General features: G+C 53.8%; 16 protein-coding genes. 11 read left to right on the top strand and 5 right to left on the bottom strand.

Going from position 1 to position 22,247, the window contains the following annotated elements:
- Nucleotides 1-35: 35 nt before the first annotated feature.
- Complete coding sequence (locus Poly21_RS14875) at nucleotides 36-902, top strand: hypothetical protein (protein WP_302118987.1); 867 nt, start codon at nucleotides 36-38, stop codon at nucleotides 900-902.
- Nucleotides 903-932: 30 nt separating this feature from the next.
- Here Poly21_RS14875 and Poly21_RS14870 read toward each other — a convergent pair whose 3' ends face one another.
- Together Poly21_RS14870 and Poly21_RS14865 are read right to left on the bottom strand one after the other, a co-directional pair.
- A complete protein-coding gene (locus Poly21_RS14870) occupies nucleotides 933-1,586 on the bottom strand; it encodes an HdeD family acid-resistance protein (RefSeq protein ID WP_302118985.1) in 654 nt (217 codons plus the stop codon).
- A gap of 114 nt (nucleotides 1,587-1,700) precedes the next feature.
- Complete coding sequence (locus tag Poly21_RS14865) at nucleotides 1,701-3,140, bottom strand: sulfatase-like hydrolase/transferase (protein WP_146407745.1); 1,440 nt, start codon at nucleotides 3,138-3,140, stop codon at nucleotides 1,701-1,703.
- A gap of 343 nt (nucleotides 3,141-3,483) precedes the next feature.
- On the opposite strand from Poly21_RS14865, the gene Poly21_RS14860 reads away from it, so the two are divergent.
- Complete coding sequence (locus tag Poly21_RS14860) at nucleotides 3,484-5,385, top strand: sulfatase family protein (RefSeq protein ID WP_146407744.1); 1,902 nt, start codon at nucleotides 3,484-3,486, stop codon at nucleotides 5,383-5,385.
- A gap of 89 nt (nucleotides 5,386-5,474) precedes the next feature.
- Here the strand turns inward: Poly21_RS14860 and Poly21_RS14855 are convergent, their stop codons facing one another.
- Both Poly21_RS14855 and Poly21_RS14850 read right to left on the bottom strand, forming a co-directional pair.
- A complete protein-coding gene (locus tag Poly21_RS14855; RefSeq protein ID WP_146407743.1) occupies nucleotides 5,475-6,953 on the bottom strand; it encodes a sulfatase in 1,479 nt (492 codons plus the stop codon).
- Nucleotides 6,954-7,141: 188 nt separating this feature from the next.
- Nucleotides 7,142-9,175 carry a redoxin family protein gene (locus Poly21_RS14850; protein WP_146407742.1) on the bottom strand — a complete coding sequence of 678 codons (2,034 nt, stop codon included), beginning with the start codon at nucleotides 9,173-9,175 and terminating at the stop codon, nucleotides 7,142-7,144.
- Between the two features lie 304 nt (nucleotides 9,176-9,479).
- On the opposite strand from Poly21_RS14850, the gene Poly21_RS14845 reads away from it, so the two are divergent.
- Complete coding sequence (locus Poly21_RS14845) at nucleotides 9,480-10,643, top strand: DUF1559 domain-containing protein (RefSeq protein ID WP_146407741.1); 1,164 nt, start codon at nucleotides 9,480-9,482, stop codon at nucleotides 10,641-10,643.
- An 84-nt stretch (nucleotides 10,644-10,727) separates the two neighbouring features.
- The gene (locus Poly21_RS27575; protein WP_302118981.1) at nucleotides 10,728-10,904 is read left to right on the top strand and encodes a hypothetical protein; all 177 of its coding nucleotides are present in this window, start codon (nucleotides 10,728-10,730) and stop codon (nucleotides 10,902-10,904) included.
- Between the two features lie 286 nt (nucleotides 10,905-11,190).
- Here Poly21_RS27575 and Poly21_RS14840 read toward each other — a convergent pair whose 3' ends face one another.
- Nucleotides 11,191-11,379, bottom strand: coding sequence for a transposase family protein (locus Poly21_RS14840; protein WP_146407740.1), 189 nt, complete (start codon nucleotides 11,377-11,379; stop codon nucleotides 11,191-11,193).
- Nucleotides 11,380-12,010: 631 nt separating this feature from the next.
- Between Poly21_RS14840 and Poly21_RS14835 the strand changes: the two genes are divergently transcribed.
- The 7 genes from Poly21_RS14835 (at nucleotide 12,011) to Poly21_RS14805 (ending at nucleotide 22,246) form a co-directional block, all read left to right on the top strand.
- Nucleotides 12,011-13,759, top strand: a complete 1,749-nt coding sequence (locus Poly21_RS14835; RefSeq protein WP_146407739.1) for a hypothetical protein — start codon at nucleotides 12,011-12,013, stop codon at nucleotides 13,757-13,759.
- 5 nt (nucleotides 13,760-13,764) lie between these two features.
- Nucleotides 13,765-15,123 (top strand): DUF1800 domain-containing protein, encoded by a 1,359-nt coding sequence (locus tag Poly21_RS14830; RefSeq protein WP_302118978.1) that lies wholly within the window; start codon nucleotides 13,765-13,767, stop codon nucleotides 15,121-15,123.
- Between the two features lie 18 nt (nucleotides 15,124-15,141).
- Nucleotides 15,142-16,377 carry a DUF1501 domain-containing protein gene (locus Poly21_RS14825; protein ID WP_146407737.1) on the top strand — a complete coding sequence of 412 codons (1,236 nt, stop codon included), beginning with the start codon at nucleotides 15,142-15,144 and terminating at the stop codon, nucleotides 16,375-16,377.
- Between the two features lie 127 nt (nucleotides 16,378-16,504).
- Nucleotides 16,505-17,524: an ABC transporter ATP-binding protein gene (locus Poly21_RS14820; RefSeq protein ID WP_146407736.1), complete on the top strand. Its 1,020-nt coding sequence runs from the start codon at nucleotides 16,505-16,507 to the stop codon at nucleotides 17,522-17,524.
- Nucleotides 17,496-18,365 carry an ABC transporter permease gene (locus Poly21_RS14815; protein WP_302118975.1) on the top strand — a complete coding sequence of 290 codons (870 nt, stop codon included), beginning with the start codon at nucleotides 17,496-17,498 and terminating at the stop codon, nucleotides 18,363-18,365. Before Poly21_RS14820 ends, Poly21_RS14815 begins: the two co-directional genes overlap by 29 nt.
- Before the next feature lie 157 nt (nucleotides 18,366-18,522).
- Nucleotides 18,523-21,339, top strand: a complete 2,817-nt coding sequence (locus Poly21_RS14810; protein WP_146407734.1) for a hypothetical protein — start codon at nucleotides 18,523-18,525, stop codon at nucleotides 21,337-21,339.
- Between the two features lie 322 nt (nucleotides 21,340-21,661).
- Nucleotides 21,662-22,246, top strand: coding sequence for a YceI family protein (locus tag Poly21_RS14805; protein WP_146407733.1), 585 nt, complete (start codon nucleotides 21,662-21,664; stop codon nucleotides 22,244-22,246).
- Nucleotide 22,247: the final 1 nt, after the last annotated feature.

The following is a 22,247-nucleotide window of genomic DNA, read 5'->3' as shown; positions in this document are numbered from 1 at the left end:
CTTCGCAATCAGCATCATCTCTGCACGCTAACATCATGCCGCTATCATTTCGTCGGGCTCGACCTTCCCGCGATCGCGAGGTCCTGAAAAATGAATTGATTCTGAAGGAGGCTCATGTCATTGAGACAATCGCCCGCCTGCAGGTGCGGATCAGCGAACGGTTTCCCGACAGCGGACTATGCGGTCTATGTGGCGACCTACTCAATGTGGCGCGGCGAGCTTCGGAGCGTTCCACCAAGATCGGACGCCCCATTATCTGGATTCGTGTCAGCGGCTACACACTCGCTGTCTCGTCAATCATTTTGTTGATTTGGTTTGCAGCGTACTGGGCATCCGGTCACCGGATCGAAATTCGTGAAACTTCCGAATTGGTTGCGACAGTCGAAGCAGGTGCGAATGTGCTGTTGCTGTTCGGCGCGACACTCTACTTCCTGATTTCTCTGGAAAAACGGATCAAACGACGACGAGCCCTGTCGGCGATCCACGAACTGCGCTCGATCTGCCACATCATTGACATGCACCAGTTGACGAAAGATCCCGAGCGGGTGCTGCAAAAGTTTCAAGGCACGACCAATTCACCCCAGCAGCAAATGACGCCCTTGGAATTGAACCGTTATCTGGATTACTGCAGTGAGATGCTGTCGCTGACAGGCAAGATCGCGGCACTTTATGTGCGTGATTTTGACGATACCGATTCGGTTGCCTCGGTGAGTGATGTCGAGCAGCTCAGTACCGGACTGTCACGCAAAATCTGGCAGAAGATCATGATCCTCGAACAGTCAATTCATCGCCTCCCAGCGACGGGCGACGCGGCAATCAGAGGCGAGTCGGATGCAAACCACGAAGAGCCGGAAAGCGAATCCACTGAGGACAACCGCACCTCGGCCCAAGACTGTCAGTGACAAACGCGACTGATTCTAATTCAGGCAATCTTAGCTCGCGTGTTCGACGTGCGACTGCAAGTGCTTTCCAATGCCCTTGAGTCGAAATGCCAGAGTGATCATCACGACGCCAGCGATCGCGGCAAAGACACCGATAATACGCACCATCGTCAACCCGAACATGAAAGGCGCCATCAAGAGCAGTCCGCCGAAGATGATGGATAGGATACCGCTGAAAATATACCAACCGACACCGTTGATCTCGCGATGATCACGAATCGCTGCCACGATTTCGAGCACACCGCTGAAGATGGCCGAAAACGCGATCATGTAGATGATCACGACCGTGGTCATCCCGGCGACGAGCACGGGATGGGCAAACACCAGAATTCCCACCAGGACTGCGATGACGCCTCGCAGAATCGTCCACCCACGCGATGGCACTTCGCCCACAATCCCAGCGGCCACTGCGATCACCCCGTCAAAGATCAGAAAGAATCCCATGACTTGCGCGAGGGCTGCGATGGTGATTTCAGGTTGCACGAGTGCGTAGATCCCGAGCACGATTAAAAAGATACCACGCAGCAGGGGTAACCACCAAATCTTACTCAGAGCACCGACAATTTCGCGAGCAGAGGGATGGTCGCCCATCGCAGGTGACGGGGACGATGGGGGAGTTGTCGGTGGTGTCGATGAGTCAGTCATGAGAGTTGCTCTCGTAGGGATCTGGCGGCTAGAAAAGGGTCCACTCCTGAGACACTGGAGTCGAACATGCAGTGTACTTGAGCAAAGGGTAGGTCGGGAACTGGGTTGGCTGGCTTAAGAATCCTCGCCGTCACTCCGCAAAGTTTCATCCCCTCGTGAAGCAGCGTCGATCGTGTCCTGGCGAGCCTGCTCTTCCTTGCGAACATTGACACCGTGCGGATCAAGCCACAGCGGAGCAAGCATGTCGCCCTGCCATTCTTCATAGAGCGAGGATAGGCGTTGCACGCTCTCTGGATCTTGCTCAGCGAGATCATGCCGTTCCCACGGATCCGACGCGAGATCGAAGAGCAGGTGACGTCCCTTGAAAACGCTATAGACCAGTTTGTCGTTGCCATCGCGAACGGCGTATCCAAACTCATCGTCTCCACACGCGTAACGCCAGAACAGTTGCCGGTGAGGTTCCCCCCGTGCTTCGCCACGCAAATAGGGAAGCAGATTGACGCCGTCGAGCTTCGTGCCGGGCGTCGGGTTGACCTCTGCGGCGGCCAGGATGGTGGGAAAAATATCGAGAGCGGTGACCGGCTTGCCATAGTGTTGATCGGCCGCGATCTGCCCAGGCCACGCCACACAAAACGGCACCCGAATACCTCCTTCGAACAGCATCCCTTTGTGTCCGCGGTAGGGAAAGTTGACTGCATGTTCGGCGCGTCCGCCATTGTCGCTATAGAAAAAAACGAGAGTGTCCTGCTCAATCCCGCAATCTTTCAACGTGGTCATCACCCGGCCGATCCCCTCATCCATCGCCGCTACCATGGCGCCATAGACTGCCCGACCTCCATATTCAATGTGCTGTGTCTTCTCGAGATGTTCGCGTGTGACCTGATCGGGACCATGCGGAGCATTGTAGGCGAGGTATAGAAAAAACGGATCCGTTGGCTCGCGGCGAATAAATTCGACTGCGGCCCTCGAAAAATCATCCGTTAGATACGTCAATTCTGTTTTTGGGACGGGAGCTCCATTCCGCAAAACCCCCCGGAGTGGAAACCGCTTTCCGACGTCACCCCAATAGTTCATGCCTCCACCTGAGAAGCCAAACCACTCATCGAATCCTCGCTCAAGCGGCCAAAACTGCTCCTCATCGCCGAGGTGCCATTTCCCGATCGCAGCGGTGCGATACCCACTCATTCCAAGCAAATCGGAAATCAGGGTTTCAGTAAGTGGGAGACCGTCACTACCGCTATTTCTCGTCGAATTCGGGTTGCATTCGTGACCAAATCGCTGCTGATAACGGCCCGTCAGCAAACCCGCTCGACTCGGACTGCAATAAGGATGCGACGCGTAGCCCTGGTCGAAGACGACGCCTGAACTTGCCAAGGCGTCTAAGTGCGGGGTCGGAATTTCTTTACAGCCGTTGAATCCGACATCACTGAATCCCAGATCGTCGGCAACGATCACGATGACGTTGGGACGTTCCGCTGCGAACAGGTCAATGGGGAGTGCCAACAACACCGCCGACACCACTGCAAACCGCGCGAACATGCTTCGAAATACCATTGTCGTTTACCAGTTCAGTTTCGATTCGAGATTCTCTATCGTACCTGATGCAGCGTCCACGTGGTTGACGCGGTGAAGCATCTGTTCGGTCCATCCGTTGGGATCGTGTTTGGGAGGGCAGGTAACCCACTGCACACAGAGATACGGTGGCAGAGCGTTTCCCCATGGTAAACCCGGATGGACCGTAAAAGTCCGGTGGGCCGACCGCTCGTTGATCACCGAACCTATGGGCGATTTCGATATGGTAGAATTGAAGACGCGTCTTACAGGCACATCAACTTAAAAACGTCATCGACATCTCTCCTCCCATCCGCTCAAAACCAGCCAATCACGTGGCGTGAACATGCTAAAGCAACGCATCCGAGTGCATTCAACTTTGTCGGTAAAGCCACTGCTCATCCTCATCGCTGCCAGTTTGCTGACGGCTGGTCGCCCAGCAAACGCGGATTCCCAGCACGCGGATTCAAAACCCAATGTCCTGATCATCACAGTGGATGACATGAGCGCCGATTCGCTCGGTGTCTTCGGCTGCCAACTAACGGACACCTCACCAAACATCGACACGTTGGCAAAGCAGGGAATGCGATTCAGTCGAGCGCATGTCGTCGTCGGCAATTGCTTCCCGTCTCGCAATGTGATGTGGTCTGGACTCTTCCCTCACAACACCGGCGTCGAGGGTTTTTATCAGGTCCCCGACGCGAAGCATCTTCATTTGGCCGATTTGATGAAGCAAGCAGGGTATTACACTGGTATTCAACACAAAGTGTCGCACTCGACACCGTATATTCCCTACCCGTCATGGGACGTCAATCTCGACACTGATCAGGATGGCAAGAAACGCGATGTCAAGGCGGCAAGATCCTACTATGACGGAGCGAAGCAAGGAATCCAGGCAGCACACGACGCAGGCAAACCCTTCTGCCTGGTCATGAATGTGGCTGATCCTCATAAGCCATTTTATGCCGAGGGAAAAAGTGGAGCCACGGTCCCCGACGACAATAAACCCTCGCGCGTGTTCACACCGGATGAAGTGCCAGTTCCAGGGTTTCTATTTGACGACCCAGTCGTCCGCAAAGAGTTATCCCACTATTACTCAAGTGTGCGCAGAGCCGACGACTGTGTTGGAGCAATACTCGAGGCGTTGAACGAGTCGAGGAAGCGAGACCAGACCATCATTCTGTTTCTCTCCGACCACGGCATGCCATTACCCTTTGCCAAGACACAGGTATATCACCACAGTTCGCGCACGCCACTGTTCCTAATCGTGCCGGGTATGACGAAGGCAGGCACGATTGACGGGACGCACATGATCTCGGCGGTAGATCTGCTGCCGACATTGCTTGAGCTCACTGGCATTGAGCATCCAGGACGAATGGATGGTCGCTCGTTTGCGCCGCTACTGCGAGGCGAGAGCCAAGACGGTCGCGACTACGTTGTTAAAGAGTACAACGAGAATGCAGGTGGATCACGTGACCCCATGCGATCGATACAGACGGAGCAGTACCTCTACATCTTCAATCCCTGGTCCAACGGCACGCGTGTGATGGCTACTGCCACGACCGGCACGCCGACCTACCGCCGCATGGCAGAACTAGCAAAGTCTGATACGAACATCAGTGCCCGTCACGATCTCTATCGACATCGCGTCCCAGAAGAATTGTATGACATTCAGAGCGACCCCAATTGCGTGAACAACCTCATCGGGTTGGCAGAGTATCAACCCGAACTTGCTCAGCTCACCACCACACTCGAACAGTGGATGATCCGTACGGAAGATGGGATGCTTTCCGTTTTCCAACATCGTGACGACGCGAAAACGCGCGAAGCATACGTGGTCGCACAGGAACAGGAGGCTGACGCGCGCAGGTCCGGGAAACGGAAAAATGCGAAGTCAGCGTCCGCTGCGAATCGCAATGACATCAATGCGGTACCTCCACACAAGCGAGTGAACTACATTTCATTTGCTGAACCCGCAGCGGACTTCCTTGCCAAGCAAGCCACCGTTCGTATCGAACATAGGCTGCCTAGCAACCTCGGCGAACAGGTTTTGACGGTGACCTTAAAAGGTGGCCCCAATAACGCGCGTCTCGATCGGAAAACCATCAAAATCAGCGGTGAGGGAACAGCCAAAATCGAGTTCGAAGTTCCAGACAATATTGCTGGCAGGGTTAGCTTCGCGGCATTTCTCGGTGAAGAATTCCAGAGCAGCCTGCAGCATATCAAGTCGAATATCCAGGCGAGATAGACGAGTCACCGTAACGCACAGCGATCGAGTATGCTGGGATCGGCTGGCCAGTCAGATAGCGATTCAATGGTGCCGCTGGCCATACCTGCTCAGCGTTTCTTCGTCTTGCGTTTACCCACGATCGAGGACTGATTCTTGGCAAAGCCAGCTTGGTTGCGTTTGTCGACCAGTTGGCGGTGGAGCTTCTCCAGTACGGCGGCGTATGCCGGGTTCTCAGCCTGGTTCGTAAATTCTCCAGGATCATTTTTCAGATCGTAGAGCTCGGTCCCCTGATCGCCAAAGCCCCATTGAATCAATCGATATTCGGCCGTACGAATGGACTCACCCCCGCTGCGGCTAATCGTGAATGCCTTGTCCTTCGTCCACGCAGGGGAGTTCGTATCGAGCAGGAGCGGCTTCAGACTTTGTCCTTGCAAGCCTTCTGGGTCGGTGATGCCCGCTAATTCGGTGAGGGTTGGATACAAGTCAACGAGTTCCGTAATCTTGGTAGTTCCTTGGCCGTGCTCAGCCTTCAGCCAGGGCACACTGACAATGAAAGGAACACGGGTGGCTTCTTCAAATAGATGTTGCTTCTGGAATTTGTGGTGATGTCCAAGTAAATAGCCATGGTCACTGCTGAACACCACAATGGTGTTATCGTCTAATCCGTTCGCCTGCAGCGCAGCCAAAACGCGACCGACCTGGGCGTCCATGTAAGAGATACTGGCGTAGTATGCTTCCAACAGCCCCTTGTGCAGTTCGGGCGTAACGCCGTAGGTGGAGCTATTTCGTTTGTAATTACGAATGATGCCTGGAACATCATCGAGATCATCCGCAGGCACAACCGGCGCCACCATGCTCGCTCGGTCGTACCGGTCGAAATACAATTTCGGCGCGACCAATGGGACGTGCGGACGGACGAAACCAACGGCCAAAAAGAACGGCTTGTCCTTCACTCTCTCCAGCACCTCGATGGCACGGTCGGCAGCCATCCCGTCGGCATGATCACTGTCGCCACCCGAGGCGATGACCCCAGTAAAACTCTGTGATCCTTGATCTTTGGGAGACCAGTTCGTCAATTCTCCCGGAGCGTGTTGCTCGAGCGCTTGGATATTAAATACTTCGTCCCATGAAAACGGATCATCTCGCTCGGCGGTGCCGGCAATGATCTCAGTGGGAATGCCCATGTGGTAGATTTTGCTGACTCGTACGGCATGGTAGCCACTGTTGCGAAATGCCTGCGAGAGGGTCACCACGTCAGGCATATTTCCACGCAAGGTGCCGTCATTGCCCAGGGTTAAGTTTGAGTACGGATACAATCCTGACATTAACGAAGCACGCGATGCACCACAAACAGGATACTGGCAATGCATGTTCTCAAACTTCACGCCTCGCTCGGCCAGGCGATCCAGATTCGGCGTTTTACACTGCGGGTGCCCAAACGCACTCAGCGATGTATTCAAGTCATCGGCGATCAAGAATAGCACGTTCGGCTTCGCTGGCTCGGCCCTGGCAAACGCCATCAACGCCATTGCGAAAAAGGCCGTGATCGTTAGACAAAATCGAATCATCGTTCGCGCAACGTGCATTGGAGTTGGAATTGTTTAGAGCATCTCAATCCGTTTTGAGACCACGCATCAAATTTCAGCAGGTCAAACGGGACACGACAGGCTTGGTTTCGCCAGTCTATCGCTACGAGCCAACTCGCACAAATCGAGACTGAGAGTTCACTCACGCCAATCGCTTAGGGCACGAATGAAATAGAGCTTGAAATCGTCTAGAGTTTTTCGAGTTCGGCTTGAGTTAATTCACCATTTTGGTCGGTATCAAGTCGATCGAAAATTGACCCCGCTGCGTTTTCATTTTGGGGCATCCGTTGGCGGACTTCGGATTTCGTGATCACTCCATCCCGATTCACGTCGAGTCGACGCAGCATTACGGCACTGCGATTTCCTCGATCGGCCCGCTCACCTTTCAAAGCCTTCCGATCGGCCGCATCGCCTGGCGTCACGCCGGGCAAATAGTACTCGACGTAGCCAACTTGCATCTCATCATAGGTTTGAGGGCCCCAACCAACGTCTCTTGTGGGGTCCGGATTCGCGGGGTTCTTTTCACTGTTGTCGTACCACGAGGTAAATTGAATCGTATCACCGGCATGCAATTGCAATGGATCTCGATAGCGGTAGAGCAACTGCCAATTAAAATCATATCGCGGAACGTCCAACAACGTAGTCGTTTCATTGTCGCGAATAAGCTCGTAGCGGGCGGCCTTTCCGCGCAGGTGCATGTGGGGCAGAAAACCCAGCACGCGTGCGTCCGCTGGGATCGGCAACTTAGCGACCTCGGGATGATTATCGGCGCCTGCTGGAATCTTGATCTTGTCGTTAAAAATCCCGGTGACTTTGACCTCGTGCTGGGGCGGTTCCTTGGCAAAAACCAGCCCGATTCTCGTCTCGTCCGTCGTCGCCGTGCCGTTGGGCGTGTAGTGCATCTGAAACAAGAGCTTGGCATTTTTGGGAATGCGTTTTGCAAATCCGTCGGGATAGATAAGCGAGCTGTTGCCCGGGACATAGATCCCCCAAAAACCGTCGCGTTCGCTGTGCTCCTGCCCAACGCCTTGTACAAAGACGAGAACGTGGTGCACGACACTACGATTGCCCGGTTGCACTTCAATTGCCTGCACCCACTTATCCTCGCTCAGATCCGTTTGTACATCAACGTACTTGTACGGCATCACACCGGTGGCCTTGACGGACTGCGGCTCGGCGAACTGGTAGACGGCGTCTGGTTGCCCGATCTGCCAATCACTGGGGAACTCGCGAACCTGTGGCGCGTCACGCTGATCACCCTCGGGCATCGGACCAGCAAGCCATGCCAATAAATCACGCTTGTCGACTTCGGCGAGCGAGCAATCGTTCACCCATGGAGACAATGCATCGCGATCAGCGGACTCCGAATTAGCGGCGAACCAAGGGGGCATGATATCGCGCTGAACGACTTGTTCGATCATGCCCGCATGGGCATCGACATCCTCATACGTAGTCAACGAGAATGGAGCGACACCCCCTTCGCGATGACACTCGACGCAGTTCTGCTGAACGATTCGGGAGATGCGGTTGTGGTACGTCAAATCGCTGCTGGCGTGCTGGTTGGACTTACTGGCCAGTGCACAACCGGGCGCCACCGTGGCCGAAATAAGAGGCGAGACGTTGGTCTCAATCGCTGCTAAAGCGTCCGCGAGATAACGACGCCGAGGAGCTTCGAGGGAGTAACCAAATCCGTACTGATCATCGACAGCTCCGTGGTATACGACGGTGCGATGACTATCGACGACGATCACATCCGTTGTGGTCAAGGCGCCGATGCGAGCGGCGAATTCTCCTTCGGAATCGTGGCCGTAAACGACATGCTCACCGAAGCGTGCAGCGGCTGCGTTCATGTCGTTCGCTTTGTCCGTCGCGATCGGATTGACGATCATCCATGCCACATCGTCGCCTGCGTTCTTAGAGAGTTCCTCCAACGTCGGCAGATACTTCTTGCTGAGCGGGCAGCTCGTACTGGTCATCGCAATAACAGTAGCTCGGTGCTTCGCAACAATCTCACCGAGCCGATGCACGTTTCCAGAAATATCCGTTAAGCTCGCATCAGGAATCAGCTTGCCAACCCCGTGGCTTGCACCCTTGAGAGGTTGTGGCCCCTGGCGAATAGACGCCGCGTGCTGTCCAGACGCAACCGGCTCCGCCGCAGTCGTCCAATCTGTAGTTGCAATGAGAGCAATCATCGCCACCAAAAGGTTCGTGCGTGTCATCATCGTCAGTTCTTCTCGTCAGCGTAAAAAGGGAGAACACTGCTGTTGAGCTGCGTGCAACCAAGCTCGAAATCAGCATTACAGGCTACACAATATAACTCCACGACGGTTTCAGCGGACCGGAGTCCGTACACAGAGATACAAAACGATTCGGTACGATGATACCATCTGGATGTACAATTTGCAAAAAGCTACTTCGCGATACCGCGTCATCGCTGATGTCGCCTAATTGACGCGAGGAATGACTCGTGCCTAATTTGACGAAGTTCCATACGGTAGCTTTTTTTAACCCCAAAAAGGTGAAGTCATGAAAACGCACCCACGTCCCTATCAGGGATTTACACTGGTCGAATTACTGGTGGTGATCGCCATCATTGGAGTCCTCGTTGGCTTGCTACTGCCTGCCGTTCAAGCAGCACGCGAAGCGGCACGCAGGATGAGCTGCAGTAACAATTTCAAGCAACTCGGGTTGGCTCAGCACAACTATCATGCTGCGTACAACAAATTACCTCCTAACGGCACAGGCACAGGGCCTGAGGACGGAGGTACAGGCAACCAACGAGCGCTCTCAGCGTTACCTGGCTTGACGCCTTTCATGGAACAACAAGCTCTGTGGGAAATGTTTGCCAACCCACTTGCCGCCGAGCCTGGCGAGTCACCAGACAATCCACTCGCAAACGGGTCGTGGCCTCCGTTTGGCCCGCGAACATGGCTGGATTTGAACGAATACGATCCTTGGCAAACTCAGGTAGGAACCCTTCGATGTCCTTCTGATCCAGGCATGTCCGCGCTCGGACTCGGAACCACTAACTATGCATTCTGTCTTGGCGACGGTATTTTGAGGGTTGATTATTCGCCCACATCTCAATACGCGGATCGCGGAGTTTATCGAGGGCTATTCATGCGAAATGAGCCCAAAGGCTTCCGAAGTATTCTCGATGGACTGAGCAACACAATCTCAATGGCGGAGATCTGCACCGATTTGGGTGATCGGCAGGTCAATGGAAGCGTTGCTGATGGCACAAACTTCCCTTCTAGTGGCGTGACAGGGATGGGTACGTCAACCGCTTTGTGCGACGCCATTCGTGATCCCGCGCGACCAAATTTTGCCAAGGCTGGTATTTCACTGTGGAGCAACGGTGGAGGCTCTCGTGGCAGTCGTTGGTACGACTGCAAAACCATGCTCACGGGCTTCACGACCGTGATGCCTCCAAATTCACCAACGTGTGTGCTTGGTTGGGGAACAGCTTGGCGGAGTGGCATCTTTAGCGCCGCAAGTCACCACCAGGGCGGTTGTCACGTCCTAATGGCTGATGGCGCGGTTAAGTTCATCACCGAATCGATTGAGTCTGGCAATCAAGAGGCCGACAGTATCGCAAAAGATTACAACAACATTGGTCAAGCAAGTCCCTATGGATTGTGGGGTGGTTTGGGAACCATTGCGTCGCGAGAAACCGTCTCGCTACCATAATGTTTGCAACAATCAACGTTTAACATTAGCTTCACTATCATCTTGCTTATCTCCCCAATACCAAATTTATAAATTGTTGAATCAATGAAATTAGTTTTATCTTACTTCCCATTCGCACTAACACTCTCTTTAATCGTTTGCATGCTTGGATGTAGCTCATCGAATGAATCGGCCAAGCTAGAGACTCCCGATGGCATTGACTGGGAGGCGATTGAATCCCAGGGTAGTCAAATGGCTACCGACTCAGCGAAAGGTGAATAACGGGACGACCTCCATGCCGCACCTAGAAATCCAAGAATGCCCCTTGAGACGCGCGGCATATTTGCGAGCCGTCACATCACTGAAATCGTTCTCCATATGGCCGACGATGTCTTCGATCACCGCATCGTGAACGCTCCTTGGTTCCCTTGAGAGCGAGGACGTAATCGGCTGTGGCGTCGACGATTTTCGCGGCGATATTTTCTTGGCATTCCGCGGCATCAACCGTGACCACGGAATCTGCGATGGAGTTCCATTGGGGAGTTGAAGGCGATCGGTCAGTCAGTCCTCATTGCCCCCTAGCCCAAACCCCGATTACCTTGGGGCCTTCTGCACCAGCGATGACTGCCATCATGTTGATGACGATCATGTCTCCGAGAAGGTGCCGCTGATTGATACGCGACGGAGGATCAGGCAGCTCGGCAACGTCTTGAATGACAGGATCAACTTCAAACTCATGCGTATTTTCCTTGGCCAATTGAGCACTGCCTGCGATGGTTTTTGGATTAGGGAATCAACGAAACCATGATCGCAAAAGCAACCCGCTCGCGCTCCCCCAGAATGCGCAAAGTGCGAGTCCGGCCCGCTTGTATAATAAGGTGGTGGACATGTGCGTTCTTTCGAAAGATTGCTCGAGAGATATCCCTGATATAATGACATGTCAACGCTTTTCTATTCACACACGGTACTTTTAGCATCTAACAGTCCTGCGCACGCTCCAGTCGGATAATCCATTGATTTCACGATAGGCTCTCAATCGTTTCCTAGCTCAGTGTCAACGCCAATCGGGCGAGGATTTCGCCGCATTGAATGTCGCGAAGCTGCATATGCTTACGCCAAGGTGCCGGACTTTATTATAGCATGTTGATACAAAACGCTTCAGTCTGATGATGCTAATACTGTGTATCATAAGCCAAAACTTCACCCACACCGAGTCACCGCCAATGGCACTCTTCTTGCAATTTTTAGCCCTGCTGCTGTTATTGGCCATGTCGCGGTAGTACTGCGGCCAGGCTGTGACTATCGAAACCGTTTCTGCTTTCAAAGAATGAAACCACATGTACCATCGATCGAGATTTTCAAGACACTCCCTGATTGGATTGCTGGTCATGGCCAGCCTTATCTTATCGCCCGTTTTAACATTCGCCGGGCCACCGCGTGGCGTTGATTGTGAGGCTGCCGAGTTGCTGCCCAGATCGATCGTCGCCTGTGCGGAGGTGTCCGATTTGGGTGCTGTCTTGCACACGGTTATGAATCATCCGTTGCGAGCCCAACTCGACGCAATTCCTGCCTATGACGTGTTCATGCAATCGGGAGCTGCTGGGCGGTTGCAGATGGCCTTGCGTGCCTTTGAAGCGAGCATGGGAAAACCATGGCAACAGGCACTCGATACGCTGACTGATCGTGGCGTTACGCTCGCACTGGATGCTTCGGACGGTGGCGCTGCCATCCTTATTCATTCATCCGACGCAGAACTCTTGGAACGCTTTCGCGGTTTTGTGCTGGCTTTGCGGCAGATGCAAGGTGCAACTGCAAAACAGGGTGACTACCGAGGCTTCGTGGCGGATATGGTGAGCGATCAATTGAAGATGGTGCGGATGCACGACTGGATGTTGCTGACCAACAATGCGGAACTTGGCAAGACGATCATTGACCAGTATCTCGATCGAAACGGCGAGACCTTGGTGTCGAACACAGCCTATGTGGCGGCATTGAGAGATTTTGATGCGGGCGAAGCAAAGCACTGTGTTGCAGTGGCTTTTCTTGACGTCAAGACCCTACGCGACGCGGGTGTTGCCAACAAATTCAACAAAGAGAAAACTGACAATCTTGCGGGCGAAGTTGCTTTGGGCGGCGTGTTGGCAAACATTCGTCATACACCGTATCTGACGGGTCAATTGCATCTCAGCAACGATGGCTTGTCATTGCGGCTCGCCTCGCCACACCAACGTGATTGGGAACCTCCTCGCGAATACTTTTTTGGTGAGCCGGAGCTTGCTGCGGCTCCATCTCTTTTGAATGTACCCAACCGATTGTTCGCGCTGTCGACCCATCGCGACCTGTCTCAAATGTGGCTTCGTGCCGGTGATTTGGTCTCGGATCGAGCCACCGACCAACTCGCGGTTGCCGACACGACACTGACAACATTCTTCTCAGGCCGCGATTTTGGGGAAGACATTCTTGGATCGTTCGCCAGTGACGTGCAGATTGTCGGTATGGAACAAGACTTTTCGGACGTGCTTCCGCAACCGGCCATCAAGTTGCCGGCATTTGCGATGCAGTTTCGGATGAAGAATCCGGAAGAGACACAACCCGAACTTCGTCGCGTGTTCCAGAGCTTCATCGGCTTCTTAAATGTTGTTGGCGCACAAAACGGACAACCACAACTGGACCTTGGTATGGAATCGATTGGTGACACACAACTCATCACGGCCAGTTATGTGCCCGATCGAGACAAGCGAGAAAGCCTCGACGCGAAGATTCAGTTTAACTTCTCGCCGACCATGGCATTCGCTGACGAACGAATCATCCTTTCCAGCTCGCTGGCGCTCGCTCGCGAGATGACGAAGACAGACAGCACGATCGAAGCGGCGGCAGACGCAGGCGATTCCAATACGAACGGCCAGCTGGACGCAACAACGCTGCGCCGCATCCTGGACACCAATCGTTCGCAATTGGTTGCTAACAACATGATCGAAAAAGGGCACAGCAAAGAGGCAGCCGAAGGTGAAATCGGCTTGCTACTCGAACTGCTTGGGTTCTTCCGCGGCCTTCGCCTCAATCTGGACGTCGCAGAGTCTCAGATGTCGTTGAATCTGGCCGTTGATCTACTGACCGAGGCGGGTACCCAACAATGATTGGCATGCAATCGATTGACCCAGCCTGGGCGTGGCAACCGTTTATCCCAACGCCCCAGCTACCTTGGGATCGCTCATCAGTTGCGCACTTATATCGCCGGGCGGGGTTCGGTGCCGATTTGATGAGCACCGATGCAGCGGTCGAACAAGAACCAGCCGAAGTGGTCAGCGAATTGATTTCGGGAAGTCCCGATCCAACCGACTTTCGTTCCACTGCCGATGCCCTTGCACAGGCGACTCTGGCTGGCGGTGATCCAGCAAATCTGTCGGCAGCGTGGGTATATCGCCTGCTATACACCCCCAACCAACTGCTTGAGAAGACAACGCTGCTTTGGCATGGACATTTCGCGACCGGGGCGGAGAAGGTTAATGACGCCAGAATGATGTGGAATCAAAACCAGCTTTTGCGAGATCATGCATTGGGTGATTTTGGCGCGATGACAATGAAAATTTCGCAAGATCCCGCAATGCTGATCTATCTCGATTCGGCAATCAATCGCAAGGCTCATCCGAACGAGAACTTCGCCCGCGAATTGATGGAGCTGTTCTGCTTGGGGGAAGGCAACTACAACGAAATGGACGTCCAGGAACTCGCACGCTGCTTCACTGGATGGGAGATCAAGAACAAGAAGTTTCGCAAGAATCGTTACCAACATGATTCTGGCGAGAAGACGGTGCTGGGGCAGAACGGCAATTTCGACGGCGAAGATGGTGTGCGAATCGTCTTGGAGCAGCCTGCTGCCCCCCAGTTTATCGCTCGCAAACTGGTTCGGTTCTTCGTCAGTGATGAACTGAATCCGTCGGATGCGATGCTGCAACCGCTAGCGGATTTGCTGCGTGAACATGATTGGCAAGTGGCGCCGGTAGTTAAGCGGATCCTCGCCAGCAATTTGTTCTATTCGTCGGTTTCGGTCGGTCACAAAATTAAGTCACCTGTCGAATTGGTGATGGGTATGCTTCGCAGTTTTAAGGGAACGACCAATGCCCAGCTGGTCGCGAAGGGCTTGCGGAACATCGGCCAAGGCTTGTTCTACCCGCCCAATGTGAAAGGCTGGGACGGAGGCCGGGCGTGGATCAATTCGTCGACGTTGCTCGGTCGAGCCAATTTGATCGCTGATATTTTAGAAAGCGATGCGACTCGATTTGAAGGCAAGAGTCTTTCCAACTACCTACGTGGTCAGGATGTGCGAACGACCGACCAAGCCATCGATCACTTCGAGCAATGTTTGCTTGCTGTGCGATTAGACGACGCAGCCAAAGCTCAGCTGCGTAAAACTGCGGCGTCGCATCAGGGTGATGAGGAGCGGCGAATGCGTTCGCTATTGCATGCCGTGACTTCTCTACCCATTTGCCAACTCGCGTGATTTCAAAGGCGTACCGATATGCTCATTTCTACAAACCAGAATCGAAGAGAATTCCTGCGATCGTCCGTCGGCGGCACTGCCGCGATTGGGATCGGCGCGGCATTGCCAAAGTGCTTCGCTGAGGCCGCGGCCGGTGGTAATAGCAAGGGTGAAAGAATACTCGTTGTTGTCCAGATGTCCGGCGGAAATGATGGATTGAACACCATCGTTCCCTACACTGATGACGACTATCGGTCGGCTCGCCCCAAGCTCGCGATTCCCGCTAGCGAAGTATTGAAATGCGATGACGATAGTGGTTTGCATCCGTCTCTGGTTGGCATGCACGATCTATTTCAAGACGGCCAGTTCGCCGCCGTTCGCAGTGTCGGTTATGAGCAGCCAAACCGTTCCCATTTCGAATCGATGGACATCTGGCACACCTGCCGACGCAAGAACGAACCACGTCCCGACGGATGGCTCGGTCGTTTCTTGGACCAGCAACCCTTGACGGCTGGCGGTGATGTTCCTGCGCTGCATCTCGGCAGTGAGCAGCAACCAGCAGCGATTGCGTCGACTAGTACCCGCGTACCCACGGTGAAGGAATTGGCGGAGTTTCAACTACGTGGCAACAACAAGCAATCGCTTCGTGAGTTGCTGGGCAGTCGTCCGCCGACTAGCACGCCAAGTGACAACGAACTGTTGAATTTTCTGCAATCAAGTACGACATCAGCGATTGCGGCGAGCCAGCGAGTGAGCGAGGCGGCATCAAGTTACAAGAGCGAGGTGAAGTATCCTGAAACCGAACTCGGCAACAAACTCCGCGTCGTCGCTCAATTGATTGACGCGGGATTGACCACCCGTATTTACTACGTCCAACACGACGGATTCGATACGCACGCTCAGCAAGCTCAATCGCACAGCATCTTGTTGCGGCAATGGAGTGACGCGGTCAGCGCTCTGATTCGCGACCTAAACAATCACGATCACGGAGAGCGAGTTTGCGTGATGACGTTCAGTGAGTTCGGCCGTCGCGTTGCAGAGAACGCCAGTGAAGGAACCGATCACGGTGCCGCCGGCCCGATGTTCCTGTGCGGTGGCGGGGTCAAAGCGGGAATCATCGGCAAACATCCGAACTTGACTGATCTCCAGGACGGCGATCTGAAGCACGAATATGACTTCCGCCAAGTCTATGCATCCGTGTTGAAAGATTGGCTCGGCACCGATCCGGCGCCCATTCTCGGCAGACGATACAACTCGCTGCCGCTGTTTGCTTAGACGTTTCTGAACCACAGAGGCATGAAGGGACACGACATGAAGGGACACAGAGAGCTCTTCATGGCTTGAACTCTGCGTCCCTCGGTAGCTGACTTTTTCGCCGCTGCACAATCTTCGAGAATTAAACGTGGAATTAGCAATCCAAACCGAGCACCTCACCAAGATTTATAGTGGGCGTGTGATCGCGGTGAACGACATGACATTAAGCGTACCCACCGGAGCCGTCTATGGATTGCTTGGACCGAACGGTGCAGGAAAGACGACGACGCTCCGTGTGTTGCTCGGCTTGCAACGCCCCAGCGCCGGTACTGCGAAAGTGTTTGGGCATCCTTGTGGCCCCAACGCGACCAATATTCGCGCAATGATCGGCTACCTTCCAACGCACCCGGTACTGCCCGGCCATCTGTGTCCGATCGAATACCTGGAACTGCTTGGCAAGCTCTGTCGACTTCCTCGACAGATCCGCAAGCCGCGATTGACGTCACTTTTACGCGCCGTCGGATTGCTCAGTGCAACGGATCGCCGCATTCAGACGTTTTCAACTGGAATGCGAACTCGACTGGGGATCGCTGCATCGCTATTGGCCGATCCACCCTTACTGATATGGGACGAACCCACCGCCGGGCTCGACCCCGCAGCCCGGCGATTCACACTGGACTTAATCCGCGATTTGGCCAAATCTCGCACAGTCATGGTCGCAACCCATATTCTCAGCGACATCGACCAGACCTGTGACCATGTTGGTGTGATGCACGAAGGCCGAATGATCTTCAGTGGTTCGATGCAAGATATGAAACAGCGTTTGCGACGAGACGACTTTTGTTTAGAGCTGAACGGCGACAGTGAAGACATCCGGCAACTGGCAGAGGAAGCTGCGCAGGTGCATGGCATAGAGATCGAACCACATGAACAAAATACGGTGCTGGTAAAAATCACTGAGGGCTGCAGTCGCGCCGGAGTGATGGCAGAAATCCTCCGACTCGTCGATCAGAGCAAGCTCACACTCCAAGGAATTCGGTCAACGCAGAACGAAACCGAATTTGCTTACCTCCAACTTTTGCAACAGGACAGTGACAATGGGTTTCGGCGGTTTGATCTCCAATCTCCCCTCCAAGAGCATGCCGCTAAGAGCGATCTTCACGTATAAACTTCAAGGTCTATGGAAGAGCTGGCTAATTCGTTCGTGGTTGATTGCCACGGTACTGGTGACATTTTTAATTGTCACGACTAACTGGGCTGTGACTCCAACGGCACCCATGATCGCAATGCTCTTGTTCCCATACCTAGTTTTTCCCTGGTTCTTGGTTGCGTTGTTACTGGGCCTCAACCCGGTCACCGGATCTCGTTTGGAAGCATTGTCGGACGGTATCCTCAGCAGACCGGTTACGAGACTGGAGTACCTACTGGCATCATGGTCAGCACGAGTCACGGCGGCTCTGGCCGTTTTATTCGTAGGGATCGTGCCAGCGATTTTAATTGTTTCATTGGCCGATCGTCCTGCCTCCACTGACGATCCTGTGACATCGTACGGCGTCGTTGCGTCGCTCGCCGTGGTCGCGATGGTCATCACATTCTTGGTATCCATTGGCTACTTTGCTGGCACCGCATTTCGCAGTTCCATGTTTGCTGCGGCTGCACTCATTTTCATTTGGATGCCGGTAAATCTTATCTTGCACACCTTCTCTCTGGAAGAGTTTTCCCCAATCAGCTTGAACCAATCGCTACCGACACTACTGAGAACACCTTGGCATGACCATGACGCGAACGCAGAGGTGAAACTGACAGGTGGAGAAGACATGCAAGCCGCAGCGGATTTCTTGAGTGTATTGATCGGCAGTCGTCCTGCCGTGACGAAGCGAGATCCAGCATTTTACAAGCGTGGCGACTATAAGGATTTTTCGCTAGGGCGAGTGATAATGGGATATGGTCTCCCAACTCTGACCGCGCTTGCTTGTACCACGATCCTGTTTTACCGTCGTGATCTATAGGTCCGTGATCTTCAGAATCAGTTCGTCGTGTCATCGTTGGCTAACTTCAGCTAGATTCTGCGAACATTCCGCGCAGCATGTGCTTGCTCACGGGCACTGGTGACGATGAGGGCTGTCACTCGCCGGCTCAACTCATTCAATGGAAACGAGGGTACCTGTGTCACGCTTAATCACATTTGTCGGCTTTCTGCTCATCAGCATCCCTGCATTGCCATTCTTGGAGGGCGCCGAGACTGAACCCATGGCGGCCGATTCTGTCTACTTCTCAATCGACGTCGGACATCTCATCGAGAATTTTGACAAGTCTCACATCGTTTCAGACCCTAAAATGCTCGAGGCGTCGTTCCATCAAATGGAGACGACTCCCCGCGTGGTGGTGCCGCCTGGAGTGGAAGCCTATCTCTTGGAGCCACAGGATCGCAATAATGAGTATGCCGGGTATCAAATTATTGGACGCAAACCGCCGGGCGTTGCCGTCGATGGACAGTTCTACGTTTTGCGTCGACACCCAGAGCAAGCACAAAAATCGACGCTGGCAAAATTCGATTTCCATGTCGATGAGACTCCAGCGACGACGTGTGAAGCGAGTGATTTTCATCGTGCGAAAGGCCGTTACTTTCAACTACTCTGGTCCCCGGACTACGCGGGTTCGGCAATGTTTCGCCACCTTGCGATCGAGTCTTTACGGGAGGTTGGCGAGTCAGCCAGCCCGATCGGCCCCAGCTGGCCGCTGCGCCGCAGCGGTGGTGTCGACGAGACGATTCGACTGGTCAGCGGCGGCAGGGCAGTCAGCGAGAATCTGCAGTTCGACCGCGAACTCGCCATCACGGAGGGTGATGACCACGAACTGAAAAAGCTCTCGGACGTGGAGGGCATCCGTGTTCGCGAAATTGATTGGACGGGGCGACTGTCGAAGGAACCCCCGCAACTTGATCCACTGGCTCGCTTGGTGCCGCACGATCAATATGCGGTGTTTGTTCCGTCGTTCGCGAAGCTGGTTGAGATCGTCGACCGTAGCCGCGAATTCACGCGCCCGATCGCCCAGTGGTTCGAGCCCCAAAGTCGAACGACCGACGTACTTGGTTTCTATCAATCGCAACTTGGACTGTCGCTGGACATTGTCACTCGTCAGATCGGTGGCACGCTCGTCGATGAAGTCACCATCACTGGGTCGGATCCATACTTCCGTACCGGCACAGACATCGCGGTTCTGATGCAGACAAATCAGCCCACGATATTGTACCAAGCGATTCTGGCACAGATCTCAGGGCATTCCTCGCTGCATGAACACGTCGCCCAAATCGAACACCAGTTCAATGACCACAAGATTGTTGAGTGGTCGAATCCTCGTCGCGATTTCAGCAGCTTAGTCACCGTCGTCGATGATGCTGTCGTCGTTTCCAATTCAATCGCTCAGATGAAAGCGATTCTTGGAACTGTCGATTCACAAACTCAATCGATGGCAGAGCTAGACGAATACCGGTTCTTTCGCGAGCGTTATCGCCGAGAAGGTACCAACGAGTCCGCATTAATCGTCATCACCGATGCAGCAATTCGACGATGGTGTGGACCGCAATGGCGGATCAGTGCTGCACGCCGCACGCGAGCTCGCGCTTCGATCGCAGAACTAACCATGCAACATGCGGACGCGTTGATTGCTGGCGATGTCAAAGATGAAACGCAGCTGCAGATCGCCAGCAACCTACCCGACGCGGGAACGTTGATGCTGACCTCGGGCGGTGTTCGCTCCGATCGCTACGGAACGCTCGATTTTCAAACACCGATCGCCGAATTAAATGTGACCACGGCTACCACTGGCGAAGTGGAATTGTACGTGGGTTGGCGCGATCGTTACCAAAGACGATGGAGAAACGTGTTCGATCCGATCGCACTACAGCTTTCGATCGACGGGAACTCATTCTCCGGCGATTTATCAGTAATCCCCCTGATTCTGGGCACGGAGTACCGTAGCTGGCAGACGTTGATCGGCGACGTCACTTTGAAATCCAATGCTGGCGATCGACACGATGAAGAACTGCTGACGTGGTTGATGGCACTCGATGTCAACTCGCCCCAGCTACGCTTCGCATCGATGTTCCTGGGCAACGGAGAAGCGAACATCAATATGATTAGCTGGATTGATGATTCAATTCATCTCTATCTCGACAGTGACGAAACGTGGATGCGGCAATTGGCAGCCCAGCCTGTGTGGGAATCAAGCAGCGAGAAAATTCTCAAGGATTTACCCATCGGGCTGTTTGTGCCATCGAAAGACAGCCTCAAGCAAGCTCTGTTTGTGGGAGCTGTTCGAACGTTTCTTTCGCGTTCTGCTCCGAATCTCATACGCTGGGAATCGATCAAGCACAAGGACATTGAGTTTGTCCAAGCGACGGCTGCTCAGTCGACTCCCATCGGCGATCCCCAGGACATGCCCCAACTCTATTACGTGACGTTGCCCGATGGATTGACAATCAGCCTGAATGAACGCGTTATCCGCCGCGCAATTGATCGACATCTTGCTCGGAAAGAAGATACAGCTGAGTTGAAGCAGCTCGTTGATGAAGACGCAATGGCCGAGTCGGGGGCGCAACTCGAGACTCGCATCACGGGCGTCGGTGCACAGCTGGTCAATGCATTTGGGTATCAGGCGGGCTTAAACCGCATGCACCGTTTGTCGTGGGGCAATCTACCAATACTAAACTACCTACGTCATCGCTATCCTGACCGCGATCCGAAAACGGTGTATCGACAACTCTTTGGACAAACGTTGGTCGAACCGGGCGGCGGCGAATACGCGTGGGACGATGAGATCAGTTCGTACGTCTCGACACTGCAGGGCTATCACCTCGAACCGAAAGCTGGCCCCGTCCTGGGGCTGAACATCAAGCCGGACGACGTGATCGAGACAAGCCTGTCGTTTCAAGACGACGGCCTACGTGCGAAGTTACGGATCACATCTGCATCTTCGAATTAAAGGCATCGTTCTGGTAAGAGATCAGAGGTTCGGTTTCAATTCGCTGGCATGCAGAACTTGAAGGCACCGAAGCTTCGTAGACTGATCGATCGAAGCGACAGGTTCTATCGCATCCCGTAAGCGGATTCATAATCGCTTCCAATTTCGCAGGACTTCCGATTCGCAAATACACCGTGAGGGAAGGCAATTGCTCTTGGGGAGGGTCGATGCGGTCCGCATCTCAATGTTACCAATCGTTTTGTTGGGAGTTCGACCGCCACAGATGTCCGAAGTACAATGCTGGCCACGATAACTCTCTCCCTCCAGCCCCTGGAAAACTTCGATGATGCGATTTCTCTCCGCTTCGACCCGAATGCTTGTGTGCGGCGTCACTCTATGCGTCTTTGCCACGCCCACCTTCGCAGCAGACGAGTATGACTACGACCTCGTACATTCGTCGGTCAGTTTCAAAGCCCGACATCTCGATATCAGCTGGATTCATGGTCGGTTTAACGACGTCGCTGGAAAATTCTCAATCGACCGAGAGGATCCTTCCAAATCGACGTTCTCTCTGACGATCAAAACCGACAGCGTGGACACCGCCAACGAAGCCCGTGACAAACACCTGCGACAACCCGATTACTTCGATACCAAACAGTATCCCACGATCGAATTCAAAAGCACGAGCACGAAGAAGATCAAAGGTGGATACGAGGTAACCGGCGACTTTACGATGCACGGCACCACGCACAGCATCACGATCGTGCTGATGGGCGGCAAGGAGCATACATTCAAAGATGTCAAACGCGTCGCATTTTCGACTGAACTGGCACTCAAGCGGAGCGACTATGGCTTCGACAAGAATGCGATCGGACCGATCGGCGACGAAGCCTTGATCATGATCGACTGTGAAGGTGTGCGGAAATAGC

The sequence above is a fragment of the Allorhodopirellula heiligendammensis genome (genome assembly GCF_007860105.1).
Lineage (GTDB): Bacteria > Planctomycetota > Planctomycetia > Pirellulales > Pirellulaceae > Rhodopirellula > Rhodopirellula heiligendammensis.
Note: the sequence above shows the minus strand (reverse complement) of the source record. Positions and strands in the feature narration are given on the sequence as shown.

What these genes read in the sequence shown, in the direction of transcription:
- Poly21_RS14875 (WP_302118987.1), top strand. Translation starts at nt 36, where the DNA reads ATGCCGCTATCATTTCGTCGGGCTCGACCTTCCCGCGATCGCGAGGTC.
- Poly21_RS14870 (WP_302118985.1), bottom strand. Translation starts at nt 1,586, where the DNA reads ATGACTGACTCATCGACACCACCGACAACTCCCCCATCGTCCCCGTCA.
- Poly21_RS14865 (WP_146407745.1), bottom strand. Translation starts at nt 3,140, where the DNA reads ATGGTATTTCGAAGCATGTTCGCGCGGTTTGCAGTGGTGTCGGCGGTG.
- Poly21_RS14860 (WP_146407744.1), top strand. Translation starts at nt 3,484, where the DNA reads ATGCTAAAGCAACGCATCCGAGTGCATTCAACTTTGTCGGTAAAGCCA.
- Poly21_RS14855 (WP_146407743.1), bottom strand. Translation starts at nt 6,953, where the DNA reads ATGCACGTTGCGCGAACGATGATTCGATTTTGTCTAACGATCACGGCC.
- Poly21_RS14850 (WP_146407742.1), bottom strand. Translation starts at nt 9,175, where the DNA reads ATGATGACACGCACGAACCTTTTGGTGGCGATGATTGCTCTCATTGCA.
- Poly21_RS14845 (WP_146407741.1), top strand. Translation starts at nt 9,480, where the DNA reads ATGAAAACGCACCCACGTCCCTATCAGGGATTTACACTGGTCGAATTA.
- Poly21_RS27575 (WP_302118981.1), top strand. Translation starts at nt 10,728, where the DNA reads ATGAAATTAGTTTTATCTTACTTCCCATTCGCACTAACACTCTCTTTA.
- Poly21_RS14835 (WP_146407739.1), top strand. Translation starts at nt 12,011, where the DNA reads ATGGCCAGCCTTATCTTATCGCCCGTTTTAACATTCGCCGGGCCACCG.
- Poly21_RS14830 (WP_302118978.1), top strand. Translation starts at nt 13,765, where the DNA reads ATGCAATCGATTGACCCAGCCTGGGCGTGGCAACCGTTTATCCCAACG.
- Poly21_RS14825 (WP_146407737.1), top strand. Translation starts at nt 15,142, where the DNA reads ATGCTCATTTCTACAAACCAGAATCGAAGAGAATTCCTGCGATCGTCC.
- Poly21_RS14815 (WP_302118975.1), top strand. Translation starts at nt 17,496, where the DNA reads ATGCCGCTAAGAGCGATCTTCACGTATAAACTTCAAGGTCTATGGAAG.
- Poly21_RS14805 (WP_146407733.1), top strand. Translation starts at nt 21,662, where the DNA reads ATGATGCGATTTCTCTCCGCTTCGACCCGAATGCTTGTGTGCGGCGTC.